At 60.5% G+C, this 17312-nt stretch carries 8 protein-coding genes; 6 read left to right on the top strand and 2 right to left on the bottom strand.

The features are described 5' to 3' along the window. Positions 1 to 480: 480 nt before the first annotated feature. From LDN04_RS07415 to LDN04_RS07400, 4 genes are all read left to right on the top strand, one after another. Complete coding sequence (locus LDN04_RS07415; protein WP_223908494.1) at positions 481 to 975, top strand: DUF11 domain-containing protein; 495 nt, start codon at positions 481 to 483, stop codon at positions 973 to 975. A 237-nt stretch (positions 976 to 1212) separates the two neighbouring features. Next, positions 1213 to 2391, top strand: coding sequence for a DUF11 domain-containing protein (locus tag LDN04_RS07410; protein ID WP_223908492.1), 1179 nt, complete (start codon positions 1213 to 1215; stop codon positions 2389 to 2391). Positions 2392 to 2583: 192 nt separating this feature from the next. Next, positions 2584 to 8481, top strand: coding sequence for an OmpA family protein (locus tag LDN04_RS07405; protein WP_223908489.1), 5898 nt, complete (start codon positions 2584 to 2586; stop codon positions 8479 to 8481). A gap of 30 nt (positions 8482 to 8511) precedes the next feature. Then, entirely contained in the window at positions 8512 to 13440 is a 4929-nt protein-coding gene (locus tag LDN04_RS07400; RefSeq protein ID WP_223908486.1) for a DUF11 domain-containing protein, read from the top strand. Positions 13441 to 13518: 78 nt separating this feature from the next. Here the strand turns inward: LDN04_RS07400 and LDN04_RS07395 are convergent, their stop codons facing one another. Then, on the bottom strand, positions 13519 to 14988 hold the full coding sequence (locus LDN04_RS07395) for a B12-binding domain-containing radical SAM protein (protein ID WP_223908483.1): 1470 nt from the start codon (positions 14986 to 14988) through the stop codon (positions 13519 to 13521). 219 nt (positions 14989 to 15207) lie between these two features. On the opposite strand from LDN04_RS07395, the gene LDN04_RS07390 reads away from it, so the two are divergent. Continuing rightward, positions 15208 to 15831, top strand: a complete 624-nt coding sequence (locus tag LDN04_RS07390) for a hypothetical protein (RefSeq protein WP_223908481.1) — start codon at positions 15208 to 15210, stop codon at positions 15829 to 15831. A 454-nt stretch (positions 15832 to 16285) separates the two neighbouring features. After that, the gene (locus tag LDN04_RS07385; protein WP_223908480.1) at positions 16286 to 16849 is read left to right on the top strand and encodes a DUF2269 family protein; all 564 of its coding nucleotides are present in this window, start codon (positions 16286 to 16288) and stop codon (positions 16847 to 16849) included. Here the strand turns inward: LDN04_RS07385 and LDN04_RS07380 are convergent. Beyond that, on the bottom strand, positions 16777 to 17241 hold the full coding sequence (locus LDN04_RS07380; protein WP_223908479.1) for a hypothetical protein: 465 nt from the start codon (positions 17239 to 17241) through the stop codon (positions 16777 to 16779). The two genes, LDN04_RS07385 and LDN04_RS07380, sit on opposite strands and share 73 nt — an antisense overlap. Between the last annotated feature and the right edge of the window lie 71 nt (positions 17242 to 17312).

Below are 17312 nucleotides of genomic sequence, written 5' to 3'. Positions count from 1 at the left end.
TTTACCCTTGATTTCCCTACTGAACCGATGTTATAAAAAAACAATTTTATTACACCTTCGGATATTTAGGATAGTATTGGTCGTCTTGTTTCGGATTTTCACCATTTCCTCAACGCAAAAAGAACCATAGAGATATATTTCTGGCACAAATACTGCTGTGTAATAATAATTAAAAGCACTCATCCATTGTGCCTGTTCAGGGCAACCTGATACCGCAGAATTTACGGGTCCGCACTGGATGCGGGCCAAATCGCCGAAGAGCGCAGAATGCCCCTCCCCAAATCGACGGGATATCTGCGCCCAATTTCGGCCACTTGTGTTTAGATGATGAAGGAAAGTGATGTGGGTCGCCTTAATTCGTCAACAATTCCGTTAAATAACGTCACAACTCCCAGCCGGTCTGTGAACCAGCGGTGGTTGGTCCACCTCTACCACGGAGCGCTCATTGTCTTCACACCAGCAACATTAAAGGAGGTTCGTATGAAACAGCAGGCCATTAAAGCAGCACTCATGTTAACCGTCATCCTGACAGCCACGGTGGCACTGGCCAAACCCCAGGTGACCATCGCCATCCAGACGGGAAAAGAGGTCGTAACTCTCCAGAACGGCCAGAAAACCACCAAGAAGATTGCAGCCACCAACGCAACTCCGGGTGAAATCCTCTTCTACACCCTGACCTACGCCAATACCGGCGACGAAAGCGCAACCAACGCCGTGGTGGACAACCCGATCCCGGCAGGAACGGTCTATCTCCCCGGCAGTGCTACCGGCCAGGGAGCAGACATCAGCTTCTCCATCGACGACGGAAAAACCTTCAAAAAACCAAGTCTCCTCACTTACGAGGTAAAGCTCCCGACGGGCAAGCTTGATCAGCGCATCGCCTCGCCGGAGGAATATACCCACATTCGCTGGACCATCAAGACCATCCCCTCCAAGGGGAGCGGCAAACTCGGCTTCCAGGTAAAGGTGAAATAGACACAGAGAAGCATGACCTTTCCATAGAGCTAACCATCATTATGGAGGAACAATATGAACCTACCAACTTACGACCCGATTTCCCGCAGTAGCTTTCCAAACCAAGCCAAACCGCCACCCGGCAACCGGCGACACCCCCGTGCCGGGCCGGAGATCAGGCCATCGCCTCCGAGCGACACGGCAGGTAACATTTCGATCAATCATTACATCAAAAGCAGGATAGAAAAGGAGATCACCATGAAACCACGGATTTCACCACGCTTCGCCGTTGCCGGCCGCCTGTTCCTGGGCGCCTTGGCACTGTGGCTGGTAGCGGGCATCGGCGCTCCGCCGTCAGCCGAAGCCAACACTGCAGCCACTGCCATTATCCGCAACACTGCCACCGTCAAGTACAATAACGCCGCAGGGGTACCCCAGGCGGATATCACCGCAACCTCCGACGTCAAAGTCACGTTGGTTGCATCTACGCCGACCCTGAGCGCGCCGGCCGACCAGAATACGGTCGTTGGTACCAACGCAGTCTACACCTACTACCTCACATCCAACGCCAACGGCCTGGATACTTACAACCTGACGTCAGCTATCGCTTCGCAATCCGGCATCTCCGGCTCGAATGCGACAGTTCCGGCGTCCATCACCCTCGGCGCATCGAGCGTCGCCATCGCCATCCCGGCCGGCGGAATCCCCGCAGCAGGAACGTACGCCATAACCGTCCCGAGCGACGACACACCGGCAAGCGGCGCTATCAACGGCATTGCCGTCGGCCAGACGATCGTGATCCTCGGCCAGGCCTATACCGTCGCCTCCATCGTGGACAATGGCGGGGTGGGAACATCCACCATAACCGTCAACGGCAACGGTACTGCCAGTGGAGCAATTCCCGCCGGCACCCAGATAGGCCAGCGGGGCTCCTTCTCACTGACCGTCACCCCCGGCACCCTGAGTGGAGCCGCCGACGGCTTCGTCAATGTCAACGTCAGTGCACGGGATGCGGCCAACGCCCAACCCGCCACCCCCGTTGACCTGACCATTACCACCGTTCAGGCCCCGCGCCTCAGCGTCACCAAGGAGGTCTCCATCGACGGCGGCGCCACCTTCCCCGCCGGTATTCCCAACGCCGCTCCGGGCGCCACCCTGACCTACCGGATCACTGTAACTAACAACGGCAGCAGTAACGCCACCAGCGTGGTCATCACCGATCCAATGACCATCTTCACCACCTACCAGGCAGGCACCGCCAAGAAGGCGACAGGCGCAGCCACAACCTACGCTGCGGCTCCGACCGCGCTGACCGACACCAACGGTGACGGCGACGGTTACGACTACACTGCCGGCACCGCGACCTACAACGTGGGGACCGTCATTCCGGGAGCCGCAAACGCCGTACAGCTGTTCTTCCAGGTCAAAATCAACTGACCTGGGCTGACCCGGGTGGACGGGGAGAGAATTCTCTCCCCGTCCACCACCTTTTCCACTAACCATTGCTCCGGCAATGGCTAAAACCGAGGTACCGTTGGTTTGAAATGCATCTGGTCGGACATACGGCGTAAGCGCCGGGCCGATGAATTCGGCAGCCGACCCGCGGAAAGACACTCCGCAGGGGACAGGATGCGTGCGGTCATGCAGCCGGCACACCTCTTCCTGCGTCCGGAAACAGACCATAGCAGACGTCCTGCACACACCAATCTTCTATCCCTCCTGTTCCTGGCGGTCCTTCCGTTACTGTTCTTCGCGTCTCCCGCCCGGGCGCTCACCCCCGTCCAGGGGGACAAGGTCGTCGACACGACCAGGGTATCAAGCTTTGAATTACCACCCCTTTATGCATCCGCAACCGTCACGGTGGTAATACGCACCCACTCATCCCTGGAATTCCTTGCGTATGCCCCGTCTCTCGCCGGGGCATCCCTCGTGAATGTTGCCACAACCGCATACCGGTCCGGCAGCGACCCGGCCGCACCGTTCGTCAATCTGCCTGCGCCGGTTCCCGTTGGGTCCGCCACCCCCATCGACCTGAGCAAACCGGTGCCACTGGCGACTGCAACGGTATTTCACAGCGGTGAGCCTGTCTTCGTGCGTCTCACCGACCTGGACCAGAATCTCGACCGGACCGCGAGGGAGACCGTCCTCGTCACCCTGAACGATCCCATGACCGGCGACGTGGAAGTCCTCCGCCTGACCGAGACGGACCCCGATACCGGCGTCTTCGTCGGTTACATCCCATCGACGTCAACGGCATCCCCCCCCTATTCCGGAGCGCTCAGCGTACACCAGGGGAGCCAGATAAAGGGAAGTTACACCGATACCGTGGACGGTACCGACTCGTCCGCTTCGGGAATCCTGGTGGACCCCCTCGGTGTCGTATTCAACAGCCAGACGGGCGAACCGGTCAACGGCGCAACGGTAACCATCATCGATGTGGGCACCGGCAGACAGGCAACCGTGCTTGGCGACGACGGAACAAGCAGCTTCCCGGCAACGGTGACTACCGGAGCTACAGCCACCGACAGTTCGGGCAAGGTATACGCCTTCGCCCCCGGCAGCTACCGTTTCCCCTTCGTCGGTCCTGGCACGTACCAGTTACAGGTAACCCCCCCCGCCGGATATATCGTCCCCTCGACGGTTCCCGAGGCGGCGCTCCAGCAGTTGCCGGGGGCACCCTACGCCCTGGGAACGGCATCGCGGGGAGAGACGTTCGTCATCAACCCCGGGCCGGCCCTGCGTATCGACGTACCGGTCGACCCCTTCGCCACGGATCTCTGGGTGCAGAAATCCGCGGGCAAGTCCGTCGTTGCCGTGGGGGATTTCCTCCCCTATGAAGTGAGCGTCCAGAACACCAGCGCCAAGGCGGGAGCTCCCGGCGTGACTGTCACGGATCGACTACCTGTCGGTTTCCGTTATCAGCGGGGCTCTGCGAAGGTCAACGATCTGGCCGCCCCCGATCCGGCCATTTCCGCCGACGGACGCACCCTTACCTTCCCGATTGGAAACCTCGCGGCGGCAACAACCGCAAGGGTTCGGTATGTGGCTGCGGTTTCCGCCGGTGCGGTATCCGGCAACGCCACCAACCAGGCCGCTGCAGCCAGCAGCGCCGGATCCACATCCAATACCGCAACGGCTACCGTCCAGGTGACCAGCGACTTCATGTCCAGCCGAAGTCTGCTCATGGGGCGGGTTTTCGTCGGAAGCTGCGGCGAGTCCCGTTCGGTAGCCGGCGACAAGGGACTTGGCGGAGTAAGGATCTATCTGGAGGACGGGACCTTCGTTGACACGGACAACCGGGGGATGTTCCACTTCGAGGGGGTCAAGCCGGGAACTCATGTGGTCCAGCTCGATATCGACTCACTTCCGGACGGCTACCAGGCGATTCCCTGTGAAGAGAACAGCCGCTTTGCCGGACGGGCCTTTTCACAGTTCGTTGATCTGCAGGGAGGGACCATGTGGCGCGTCGACTTCCCGTTGGCGATCACGGCAGCCCCTGCCCCCATGGAAGAACGCCGCCCCACGCCGGAGATGGCCCCACAAAAGGGTGATGTTACCCTCGAACTGACGAGCACCCTCCAGGGGTCAACCGTTGCATACCAGGCACTGCTGCAGGGGGGGCCCGTTGCGGTCAGCAATCTCAGGCTGAACATCCAGCTCCCCGAAGGGGTAATCTATCAACCGGGAAGCAGCAGGCTGGGGAATACCGTGATTGCAGATCCTGCCATAAACGGCACTGCCATCTCCTATCCCCTTGATAACCAGCCCGGCGACTGGAAACGGAAAGTAAGCTTCACGGCCACTATCCCACCCCAGACACAACCGGGGGAACTGCCGACCAGAGCCGTTCTTACCTTCGACTCCCCGACGGCCGCCGGACTGGCAACCCCTCCGGCGGAAACCCTCCTCCGCCAGGTGGCTGACGTAAAGCGGATTTCACTGTCGAACTTCGTCCTGCAATCCCATTTCCCCGTCTTGAGCGCCAAACTGACCGACGACGACAAGACGCAGCTCGATGAGCTGGCCCGGTTGATGCTGGTCCTGCGTGTCACTGAAATCACCGTTACGGGGCATACGGACAATGTACGGATTGCCCCGCGCAACCGCCATAGCCACAAGGATAACCGCGCCCTCTCCCTGGCCCGGGCCAAGAGCGTCGGCCGCCATCTCATTGAAGCCCTCCACCTCCCCCCCTCCAGCCTTACCGTCGAGGGGAAGGGGGACTCCGTCCCCATCGCCGACAACAACACCGAAGAAGGACGGGCGCTCAACCGGCGGGTGGAAATCCGGGTTCAGGCCCAGCGGATCATCGATATGACCCGCGTGGAAATGGCCAGGGAGCAGAGCGGAACCAGGTCGATCCCGGTGGCAAGCGCTCCCGCCACTGTCCCCCAACCGCCACCGGCGGAGAAAAAAGCGCCGGTTGCCACGGAACCGGCGGAGGTGCAGGACGACACAACGAGCAAGGAAAAGGAAGGCATCCTCTCCCCCAGCCCGGGGACCGTCCTTATCAACCCCATAAACGGCATTCGCACCAGCCTCATGTCCCAGCTGACGCCGCGGCTTCTCATTGACGGGAAAGAGGTCTCTGCCGACCGCATTGGCTATACCATGAAGGACAAGAAGTCCGGCAAGACGATCTACAGCTACGTCGGGGTCAATTTCGGCGACCAGGGGGAACACACCCTCCAGTTCCAGGGGATGGACCCCTTCGGCAACGCCCGCTTCAACCAGACCATCACGGTAATCCGGAGCGGTCAGGTCGCTTCCCTGCGACTCAAATCGGCCGAAGGAAACATTGCCGACGGCAAGACTCCGGTCAAACTCCAGATCGAACTGCTGGACGCTAACGGCACCCCCATTCCGGCAGCCACCGACCTGGAGATACAGAACGGTACGCTCAAACCGATGAAGAAGGAAGGGGAGATGCCCGAGCCCAAGGTGGGGATGACCGAACAGGTCCACGTGGACGAGAAGGGAAATATCCTGTTCCAGCCGGTCAACTCCAGCGGCCTCTACCGCGTGACCCTCGGCTACAACAACGCGAAACTGGGAACGGAAACCTACGTAAAACCGCTTCTGCGCGACTGGATTCTGGTCGGCCTGGCGGAAGGGACGGCCGGTTACAACGCAGTTTCCGGCCACATGGAAAACTTCACCACCGCCGGTGGCGACGAAAACTTCTATGACGACGGACGGCTCGCCTTTTACGCCAAGGGTAAAATCAAGGGAGAATGGCTCCTCACCGCCGCCTACGACACCAGGAAGAGCAACTCCACCACCGGAAGCAACGGCCTGTTCCAGACCATCGACCCCAATGCCTACTACCCGCTCTACGGCGATGCCAGCAAGCAGCAGTACGACGCCGCAAGTTCCCGCAAGCTCTACCTGAAGCTGGAACGGGACCAGTTCTCTGCCCTGTTCGGCGATTTCGATACCGGTCTCACCGTCACCGAGCTCTCCCGTTACAGCCGCAGCATGACCGGCGTAAAAACGGAATTCCAAGGAAGGAATGTCGAACTCAACGCCTTCGGCAGCAAGACCGGTCAGTCCTACGTCAAGGATGAACTCCGGGGGGACGGCACCTCCGGCATGTATCACCTTACCCGCACCAACATCGTGCTGAACTCGGACAAGATCCGCATAGAAATCCGCGACCGGTTCCATGGGGAAACCGTCCTGAAATCCCGTGACATGGGCCGTTTTACCGATTACAGTATCGATTACGACACCGGCACTATCTTCTTCAAGGAGCCGGTTGCCAACCGGGACGATAACTTCAATCCCGTGTATATAGTGGTCGAGTACGAAACGCTGAACACCGGTGCGGAGTCATACACCTACGGCGGCAGGGCAGGGGTCAAGCTCTTCGACCAGAAGCTCAAGGCCGGCTTTACCTATATCCATGAGGGTGAAGTGAGCGGTAAGGGAAACAGCTACGGGCTGGATACCACCGTTAAGCTCGGCGCAAGTACGACCCTGAAGGGGGAAATGGCCCGGACCGAAACGAGCTATGGCGGACCATCCCGCGACGGCAATGCCTATCTCGCGGAACTTGCCCACCGTTCGCCACTCCTCGACGCGCGGGTCTACTTCAGGGAACTGGAACCCGGTTTTGGGCTCGGTCAGCAGCAGGCCAGCGAATCGGGCACCCGCAAGGCAGGAGTCGATGCGGCCTATAAACTCACCGACCGGATCACCCTCGGTGGCCAGGCGTACCGCCAGGAGAACCTCGTCACTGGCCTGAAGCGTGACGTTATCGAAGGGAAAACGGCCTACAGCGATGGCCAGTACACCGCCAACCTCGGCGTGCGCCACGCCTCCGACCAGATGGCAGACGGCACCACCAACTCCTCGAACCAGCTGACCATGGGAGGGAGCTGGCTGACCCTCAACAAGCGTCTGACCCTGCGTGCCGAGCACGACCAGTCCATCGGCAGCAACAACAACGTCGATTTCCCGACCCGGACCACGTTCGGTGCAGACTTCAAGCTGATTGAAGCCGCCACAATCTTCGCCCAGCAGGAGTTCACCAGCGGGACCACGTCGAAGACCAACACCACGAGGGTCGGAGTCAAGGCCACGCCGTGGGAAGGTGGCACCGTGAACAGCACAGTCGAGCAGGACCTGGCGGAAAACAGCGACCGCCTCTTCGCCCTGTTCGGTCTGCGGCAGACCGTGAAACTCACCGACAAGTGGAGCGTGGACGGTGGCGTAGAGCGGAGTCAGACCATAAAGAACGCCTACACGTTCAAACTGGATACTCCTCCGGTTTCCGGCAGCTCAGCCAGCGGGGATAATTTCACTGCGGTATCCGTCGGAACGAACTACCGCGAGAAGAACTGGAACTGGGACGGAAGGATCGAAGTCCGGTCGGCCGAAAGCGAAGAGCGGTGGGGGGGCACGACGTCGTTTGTCGGGGAACCGACGGAAGGGTTGGGGTGGTCGACCCGGTTCCAGTTCTACAACTCCAACGCCACGACGCTCACCAAAACCAGCGGCGACCTGCGCCTCGGCCTTGCCTACCGTCCACGGCTGACCCGCTGGATCGTACTCGACCGCCTCGACCTCCTCTACGACCGGCAACGGGGAGGGACGTTCACCATGGATAACCGGCGCATTGTCAACAACCTGAACGCCAACTTCAAGCCGAACGGCAGAACCCAGATTTCGCTCCAGTACGGCACCAAATATGTGCGGGAGGCAATCGACGGCAGGGATTACAGCGGCTATACGGACCTGATGGGAATCGAGGGACGGTACGATCTGACCAAGGATTGGGACATCGGCCTGCGGGGAAGCCTCCTCCATACCTGGAACACGAGCCAGTTCACCTACAGCACGGGCGCGTCCATCGGCTACAATATCGTACAGAACGCCTGGATCAGCCTGGGATACAACATCGTCGGTTTCACCGACAAGGACTTCTCCGCCGCCGACTATACGGCCCGGGGGCCGTTCGTCCGCTTCCGCTTCAAGTTCGACCAGAACTCGGTGAAGGATGCCATCTCGTGGCTGAACAGATGACGATCCTGGAATCAAAGTGAGTAAAGACCCATGCGTATAACACACAATACAGCCATACGAGCGATACTCTTCGTCATTGTCATGACGTTCCTTGCTGCGGTAACGCCAGTCCATGCCGCCATTACCGTCGCGAGAACCTCGGGCACCACGCTCTATACGGATACCGGCACCACGAATCCCGGCATGCCAAACTGCGGATACATCTCCCTCAACGTCACCGACACCACGACGATTGCCGATGCCTGGGTGACCATAAACGGGTTCACGGGGGGATACCTTTCCCTCGGCGGAGGGGATGACGGCGCCTACCACATCGGGTCGCTCCTGGCAGGACAGACAAAGCCGGTCTTCTATTACATCTGTACGTCCTATACCGGCGGGATTTCCCCCACGCAGACATACGACATCAAGCTCTATAACGGCAACCCCTCTGCAGGAGGTTCCCAGATAGATACCACGACGACCCTGTCCATGACGATTGATAATACGGTCATCAAGGCAAACGCCAATTCGGTCAATGTTATCGTCTCAGGCCCCAACCCGGCAACCTTGGGGGGAATCATCACCATGACCGTCGATGGCGACACTGGCACCATCGGCTGTGTCAATCCCCCATCGACCTGTACCGGTTCCGCGGCAGGACCGATGTATTTTACCCCTGCCACCTTTTCAAACTGGCGCGCCGACGCCTTCGAACTGGTCGGCAGCAACGTTACCCTGTCGGGGGGAAACTCCGGCTCCTACGACAACACACTCTACATCAACAGCGTACCATCATCCAGTGACACCCATTACGTGGCGACCTACTACTTCCGTGCCGTCGGCACTACCGGCGTTACCACGACGCTTTCCCCCGTCTCCTACATCGCAAGTGGTACGCAGATCAAGCACACCAGCCTGAGCAGCGGCGCATACTCGGTTGCGGGAGGTCTGCAGCCGGTGGAATCAGCGCAGGCAGCTGTAGTACTTACAAAAGCCGTGAGCCATGCCACTCTCCCTGCCCAGGGAGGGAGGGTGACCTATACCCTCACCGCCACCAATACCGGCCTGGCAGCCGTAAGTCTGGACTCGTTCATTGACGTCCTGCCCGCCGGCGCAACCTACGTCACCGGATCATCCTCCTTCAACGGAACCGGCATGGCCGACCCCGGCATCACAGGGACGACCCTGACCTGGTCGTCCCTCTTCTCCATTCCGGCCGGTACGAGCCGCACCCTGGTCTTTCAGGCGGACCTTCCCGCAACGCCCGGCACTTACACCAATGCCGCCTCGGCTAGAGTCGGCACGGTGGTCATAGACAGCACGCTCTCCGTGTCCGACAACGCGCCCGCCACCGCGACCACGGTGGTGCTGAAAGCGCCGACCATCACCAAGGCGTTTTCCCCCTCCGCCGTCGCCGTGAGCGGGACATCGACCCTGACCCTGACGATCACCAATCCGAACGCCGGTCAGACGCTGAACGGCATCGCCGTCACCGACACCCTCCCCTCGTCGCCGGCCGGTCTCGGATTCGCCGTCCCTTCCGGCGCGGCAACGACCTGCTCCGGTGCCGTCCTGACCGTGACCGGCACCACGATAGGAATCAGCGGAGGGACCCTCGCCGCCGGCCAGAGCTGCACCGTTACCGCCAATGTAACTTCGGCAAGCGCCAACACCACCTATACCAACACGACCGGAACCGTCTCGTCCACCAACGGCGGAACAGGGTCGACAGCATCGGCAACCGTCACCTTCAGTACCAAGCCGACCATCACCAAATCGTTTTCCGTCCCGACGATCCCGCAGAACGACACGGCGACCATGACCCTCACCATTACCAACAACGGCACGGGGAGCCTGACCGGATTGACCTTCGACGATCTCTTCCCGGCCGGCATGATCACGGCCAATCCGCCGACGGTCACCCCCGCCTCCCCCTGCGGCGGCACTCTCAGTGCGTGGAACGGGACCACAGTCTCCACCCTCACCTCCACCGGCGGCGATGCAGGTATCCGCCTCGCCGGCGGCACCATCGCTTCAGCCGGCACCTGTTCCTTCACGGTCAACGTCACCGCCGCCGCGGCGGGGGTATATGCCAACACCACCGGAGGAGTCAATTCCAACGAAACCAGCCCCGCCGGGCCGGGGAGCAACACCGCCACCCTGTCGGCACTTTCTCCCCCGACGGTTACAAAGGCGTTTTTACCCTCCACCATCGGCAAGGGGCAGACCTCTACCCTGACCATCACCCTTACCAATGCAAACGCAACCGCCATAACCGGTGCGGCCTTCACCGACACCTATCCGGCCAACGTGACCACAGCTGCCATCCCCAACAATTCCACGACCTGCACTGGCGGCACGGTCAACTCCACCAGCGGCTCCGTTTCCCTCTCGGGAGGGACCATTCCCGCCAACGGTAGTTGTACGGTCAGCATCGACGTCACCTCCAGCGTGGTGAACAGTTACACCAACACCATCCCCGCAGGTGCGGTAACGACGACCAATGCCGGCAGCAACGGCGCCGCGGCCTCGGCGACACTGATGGTCAACGCGACGCCGACAATCACCAAGACCTTTTCGTTCAACGCCACAACGGGCATAGCGACTATGAGCATAACCATCGTCAACAATCACACGGCAGGCATATCGGGTCTCTCCTTCACCGACCTGTTCCCCGCCGGCATGACCACCACCAATCCTCCGGCTCTTTCGCCGGCAACTCCCTGCGGCACCGGCAGCTCTCTCCAGTCGTGGAACGGGGCCACTGCGGGGACCCTCTCGACCACAGGGGGCGACCTGGGGGTGAAACTTACTGCAGGTCAAATCCCGGCGGCCGGGGGGAGTTGCACCTTCACGGTCAATCTTGCCGCCAACTCCCTCGGTGTCTATACCAACCAGACCTCCGGCGTGACGCTGACCACCCCCTTTTCCGGTACCGGCAGCGTCAGCAACACAGCGACCTGGATTGCCCCCGCCGTCAGCAAGACATTTACCCCCAATACTGTCGGACCGGGAGACATTTCCCGCATGGTCATAAGCATCACCAACCCCAGTACGACCACAAGCCTGACGGGACTGACCTTGAACGACACCTATCCGACCACGGCGACCCTGCCGACTGGGGGTACGCTGAACGGAGCCGCTATAACCAATTCTGCCACCCCCAACGTCACTTCAACCTGCGGCGGGACGGTAACGGCCGTTGCCAACGGCACCGCTATTTCCCTCACGGGGGGATCGCTACCTGCCGGCGGCGCCTGTACCATCGCGGCAGACATTCACGCAACCAATACCACGCCGGCAACCTATTACAACACGACGGGAAAGGGCGCATCGGACCAGGGGATCGGCATCACAGGATCCGATGCACTGTATGTCGTCACCAAGCCGACGATCAGGAAATCGTTCCTCACCTCGCCGGTCACCATCTCGGGGGGGACGGCAACTAGCGTGATGCGCATCGTTGTCGAAAACAACGCTGGCGCAGATATTACCTCTGTCTCGTTTACGGACACCTTCCCCTCGAATCCCTCCCAGATGAAATGGGTGAACACGGTGGCCAACAGCTGCGGCGGCACCCTGACCGATGCTGCCGGGGCAGCGCTGGTCTCCAATAGCTCCACCGGCATAAAGCTGACGGGGGGCGCGATTACCGCCGCTGCCGTAACCTGTACCATCGACGTCACCGTGTCGGTCTCCGCCACCGGCAGCCACAACAACACCACTTCGGGCGCCACCTCCTCGACAAACACGTCCCCCGGACCAAACAGCAACACGGCGACGCTGGTGGCCTACCTTACGGCACCCACCGTCACCAAGGCATTTGCCAACAGCGGGTTCCAGGTCGGCGGCACCAACCGGCTTACGATTACGCTCACCAACCCGAATGGCGCAGACGTTACCGGCGTGAACTTCACCGACACCTTCCCTGCCAACCTGTCCATCGCTGCAGTTCCCAATCTATCAAGCACTTGTGGCGGCACCGCAACGGCAGCGGCAGGCACAGCAACCCTCAGCCTGGCGGGGGGAACAATCCCCACCTCCGGGGCATGCTCCCTTGCCGTGGATGTGACAACGGCGACGGTAGGCACCTACACCAACACGTTAAGCACAAACGCCATCACCTCGACCAACGCGAACCCCACACCGTCCGCCCCCGTCTCTTCGAGCACCACCGCCTACCTGCCGCCGACCGTCACCAAGAGTTTCTCACCCGCCACCATCGGGATGGGAGGGAACTCCTCCCTGGTCATTACGGTGGCCAATCCCGCGGCCAACCCGGCCAACCTTACCGGTGTCAGCATTAACGATGCGTACACCGGTACACTGGCAAACAATGCCGCAGGGGGGGTGGTCTGCTCCGCCGGCAGCGGTGCAACCCTCACCGGCGGCATCAACGGGGGGACCAGCGTGGGGTTCAGCGGGGGGACCATCACGCCGGGGGGCAGCTGTACCATTACCCAGAGCGTGACCGCAACAAGCACCGTCAGCAATACCACCACGGCACCCGTGGCGACTGGTCCGGCAAATCCCTTGACAGGTACGGCCGCCTCCGCCACGCTGACCGTCTTCTCGCTGCCGAGCCTGGTCTTCGTGAAACAGGCCAGCACGGCCGCCGCCGCACCGGGACAGATAATCACCTACACCCTGCTGACCACCAACTCGGGACTCGGGATCGCCACCTCCGTGGTACTGAGTGATGCCATGAGTCCCTATATTGCCTGGGGAGTGAATTCGTTCGGGGCAAATGTGCCGTTCCAGATGATTGACGGCTCCCCGGCGGCGGGGCTCACCCTCGGTACGCCGGTCTACTCAAACGACAACGGAGCCACCTGGACCTATGTCCCCTCCTCCGGTGCAGGAGGCGCACCGGTAGGCTACGACGGCAATGTCACCAACTGGCGGATACCCATGACCGGCACCATGAACGGCAACGGGGCAAATTTCACGCTGCAGTACAAGGTCATGGTCAAGTGACCTGACGGTACCCGACGCTATGACACAAAAAAAGCCCGCGAATGCGGGCTTTTTTCATGAACGTAGGTCAAGGCAAGATTAGGAATGGGGCGGCGATTCCGCAATACCGGGAACAGAGATTGAAGCACCGCAGGGAGCGACGGCCCCGCGGGTCGCCTCGTACTCCTCCAGATAGGCCGACGGCTTCATCATCTGCTGGGTACGCCAAAGGACCCGGGCAATGTAAGGTATCTGCGACGGCCGGACCTGGCGCATCCAGTCGAGCATGCTCTTTTCACCGGAGGTATTGAGGATGGAACGGCGCCAGGTCTCGGTGTAGAGCTCGAAAAAACGCCTGACACCCAGTCGTGGCTCCCAGAGAAGGTGGTGCATGTCGAAATTCGACCAGGGCTGGGGCGCAATGCGGGATGCGACCTGATTGTAATACTCCGTCCCGGGCAGAGGGGTGCGGATGGTGAAGCCGGCCCGCTGTAGGCCATGACAGGCGATGAACTCCCACAACTCATGGAATTCGCTTTCCGTCCAGTCGGGGTCGATGAGGAAGTTGCCGTTGATCCCGTAACCATGCTCCCGGGCAATTCGCACCCCTTCGATGGTTTCCGCAACTCCCGAATCCTTGGCCAGATCAGTAAGGCCATGGTCACTGGCCGCTTCCAGGCCGAGGAAGATGTCGAAATCCTTGGCCAGCGGACGCCAGGCTGCCAGCAGTTCACTGCTCCGACAGAGGAGATCGGTGCGGGTCTGGACGAGAATCCAGCGCTTGAAGACGCCGCGTTTTTTGAGAGCCGCGGCGAGCTCCAGGCTGCGGGCGGGGTTGTGCCAGAACAGGTCGTCGGCGACGAAGATGGCGTCCCCCGCCGTGGCAAAATCCTCCACCACCGCACCGATGCTCCGTTCCCGGCAGGAGCGGTCGTAGAGCTGCCATACTGAGCAGAAAGAGCAGCGGTGGGGGCACCCCCGGGCCGTTTCGACAAGCCAGACCGGCTTGAACAGGAGGCAGTGGTAGCCGGAACGATGGTGTGCGACCAGTTCCCGCGCCGGCAATGGAACGAGGTCGAGCGAAGTCCGTTCGGCCAGGGGGGGTGTGGTCACCCAGCCGTCTCTCGTACGGAGCCGAAGCGCCGGCACATCCACAAGGGGCCTCCCCTTGTCGAGCGCTTCCGCCAGTTGGGCAACGACCTCCTCGCCGTCATCGAGACAGATGGCATCAATGTCATCACATTCCAGCGGTCCCGGAAATGCCGCCGCCGCATGGCCACCGACATGAATGAAGGCATCGGGGCTCACCCGGCGCACCTCGCGGGCCGTTTCCCGGATCCGCTCGTATTCCAGGGCATGGGGACAGGAGATGCCGACGAGTTGCGGCCGGCTACGCCTGACCCACGCGGCGGTACCGGGACGGAAGCGAAGATCGGCGATCGTCACGCGGTATCCCTTAGACAGGAGGGCCGCACCTATGTATTCGAGACCGAGGGGTTCGACGCGAAAAAACGGGCCGAGCCCGAATTTGTCGCTCCCCGGATGGGGGCGGATAAGGAGAATGTTCACGGGATTGCACCTTGGGGTTAGTCTGAAAATTCAGCCACGGAGTTCTGGAATCGGTGTGACTGCTCCCCATAGTAGCAAGTTTCACCGTCCTTTGGCCAGATTTTTCACTTCTCCCGACTCCGGTGGAAGCAAGGAAAACCTTGCACACCATTCGCCTTATTGCCATCTCCTGCTATAGTTGGTAACAGATGGCAACTACTCCACCGGGGGTACGGACGGATGGGAAAATTTATCATGATTTCTGCCTGCGCACTGGCGTTCGCCGCTGCTTCCTTTGCCACGGACGGGAAAACCACGTGGAATTTTGACAAGGACCGCGTCGGCACGGTCCCGCCGGGCTTTGCCCGTGCTGCGGGGGGGTGGAGAATTGCAGCCGATCCTACCGCCCCGTCACAACCGAATGTGCTGGCCCAGCGGGCAAAAAACACGGACCGGACCCTGAACCTTATCCAGGTCGCCGGCACCAGCTACCGGAACCTGGATATCAGCGTGAAGATTCGCGTCATTGAGGGGAAAAGTTGGCAGGGGGGCGGCCTTGTCTGGCGGGCAGTGGACGCGGGGAACTATTATGCCGCCCTCGTCAACCCGCTCGACAACAGTATCCGGCTGTACAGGGTCGCCAACAGCTGGCCGACCGAACTGGTCACCGGAGAACTGAAGCAAGTGCCAGGCTGGCACACGCTGCGGATCGTCATGACCGAAGAGCGGATGGAATGCTACTACGACGGCAAGAAGTACCTGGACCGGCGGGACGCCACCTATGGTAAAGCCGGCACCATCGGCCTCTGGACCAGGGGGGATGCGGAGACCTATTTTGACGATCTAACTGTCCTTGCCCGTTGACGTCGTCCGATATCTGCAGGGGGAAAGCCTGCTTCGGCAGGCTTTTTTCATTCCGACAAGAAGCGAGAGGAGTGCTGGCGGTGCCACGTCCGTTTCGGTCGATTCCCCGCTGCGGACCTTGACCAGCTTCCGCTCTGAGCAACTGTTACAGAGCTTCCGGCTCAAACTCCATAAGGGCTTCCGGCAGGTGTCCGCTGCCGCGCGGCCTCTTCCCTCAACTCCCGTGTCACCGCCAGCACTCCCGATCCCTCAACATGGCACGACACTGTGCCGGCCAAGACACATAATGTGTCACACATGGCCCATATTTATGGTTTTTCTCACCTCTCGTAAATCTGTATAATTGCCACTGTAGCTGTTTAACACAGAACCATCGGGTACATCGTATACGGGAACCGGAATTGCAGGGGTAATGGCAAGCGCCTCCACGGAACGGAGGCCGGGAGGTACCGCCATGCTGCAACACGCCCATCCCACAACCCGCCAGATACTTAAGTGCATCCATCTCACCGCCGCCTGCATCTGGATCGGCGGCGGACTTACCGTCCTGGTCCTGCTCCACAACGACCGCCTCACCAGGAACGGCGACGAACTGTTTGCCTTCAACCACGCCATCCGGTCTGTCGACGACTGCCTCATCAAGCCCGCCGCCGTGGTCTCCTCCGCCAGCGGGCTACTGCTCTGCGTCCTCACCAGCTGGGGACTGGCAAGACACCGCTGGATAGTCGTCAAGGGGTTCCTCACCCTGGGCGCCATCCTGTTCGGTGCCTTCTACCTCGGTCCGTGGCTGCGGGAACTCTCCGACATGACCGCCGCCAATCGTCTCGCCATTTTCGACGACGGGGACTACGCCCGCACCTACCTGCTCGGGGCAATCTCCTCCATCCTCCAGACCCTGCTCCTTTTTGGGCTCATGCTCATTTCCATCTTCAAGCCGTCATTCGATCAGAAGCGGAGCTTCTCGCGCCGGAAGACGTGGGACTCCTGCTTCGCCTTCATCTCCCGGGCGAAGTCGTAAAACAGGTTCCAATAGACTTCGTCGAGGGTAAGGTTCGCCCAGAAATCCTTGCTCTCCAGACATTTTACGGTGTAATAGCCGAACATGTAGTGGGCCAGTTCCGGCCGGATCAGCCCCGAGTTCACCTGCAGCGCCACCTCTTCCAGGAGGCCGATAAAATCCCGCTTGTCCTGAGGACTGAAATCGGCCAGTCGCGGGTCATCGTCGAACATTAGGGCACATATCTCCTTGAACACCGGATTTTCCTTCAGCCGCCGGCGGAGCATGGTGAAATGCTCGACCCGTTTCTGCGCACCCTGACGCCGGTATTCCAGCAGACCGTTGACAAAGGCGAAAATCGTCACCAGCCCCCCCACGACAATAGCGAAATCCTTCAATGCGGTGATATTCATGACCCCTCCGTTGCGTTGCAGTCCCTCCATCTCTTGTAATACCAATTTCAGATCGAGGATGAAATCAAGGC

It is taken from the genome of Geobacter sp. AOG1, assembly GCF_019972315.1.
In the GTDB taxonomy this organism is placed as follows: domain Bacteria; phylum Desulfobacterota; class Desulfuromonadia; order Geobacterales; family Geobacteraceae; genus Geomobilimonas.
Note: the sequence above shows the minus strand (reverse complement) of the source record. Positions and strands in the feature narration are given on the sequence as shown.

Coding starts and splice junctions, on each gene's coding strand:
- LDN04_RS07400 (WP_223908486.1), top strand. CDS start 8,512: ATGCGTATAACACACAATACAGCCATACGAGCGATACTCTTCGTCATT.
- LDN04_RS07380 (WP_223908479.1), bottom strand. CDS start 17,241: ATGAATATCACCGCATTGAAGGATTTCGCTATTGTCGTGGGGGGGCTG.
- LDN04_RS07390 (WP_223908481.1), top strand. CDS start 15,208: ATGGGAAAATTTATCATGATTTCTGCCTGCGCACTGGCGTTCGCCGCT.
- LDN04_RS07405 (WP_223908489.1), top strand. CDS start 2,584: ATGCGTGCGGTCATGCAGCCGGCACACCTCTTCCTGCGTCCGGAAACA.
- LDN04_RS07385 (WP_223908480.1), top strand. CDS start 16,286: ATGCTGCAACACGCCCATCCCACAACCCGCCAGATACTTAAGTGCATC.
- LDN04_RS07410 (WP_223908492.1), top strand. CDS start 1,213: ATGAAACCACGGATTTCACCACGCTTCGCCGTTGCCGGCCGCCTGTTC.
- LDN04_RS07415 (WP_223908494.1), top strand. CDS start 481: ATGAAACAGCAGGCCATTAAAGCAGCACTCATGTTAACCGTCATCCTG.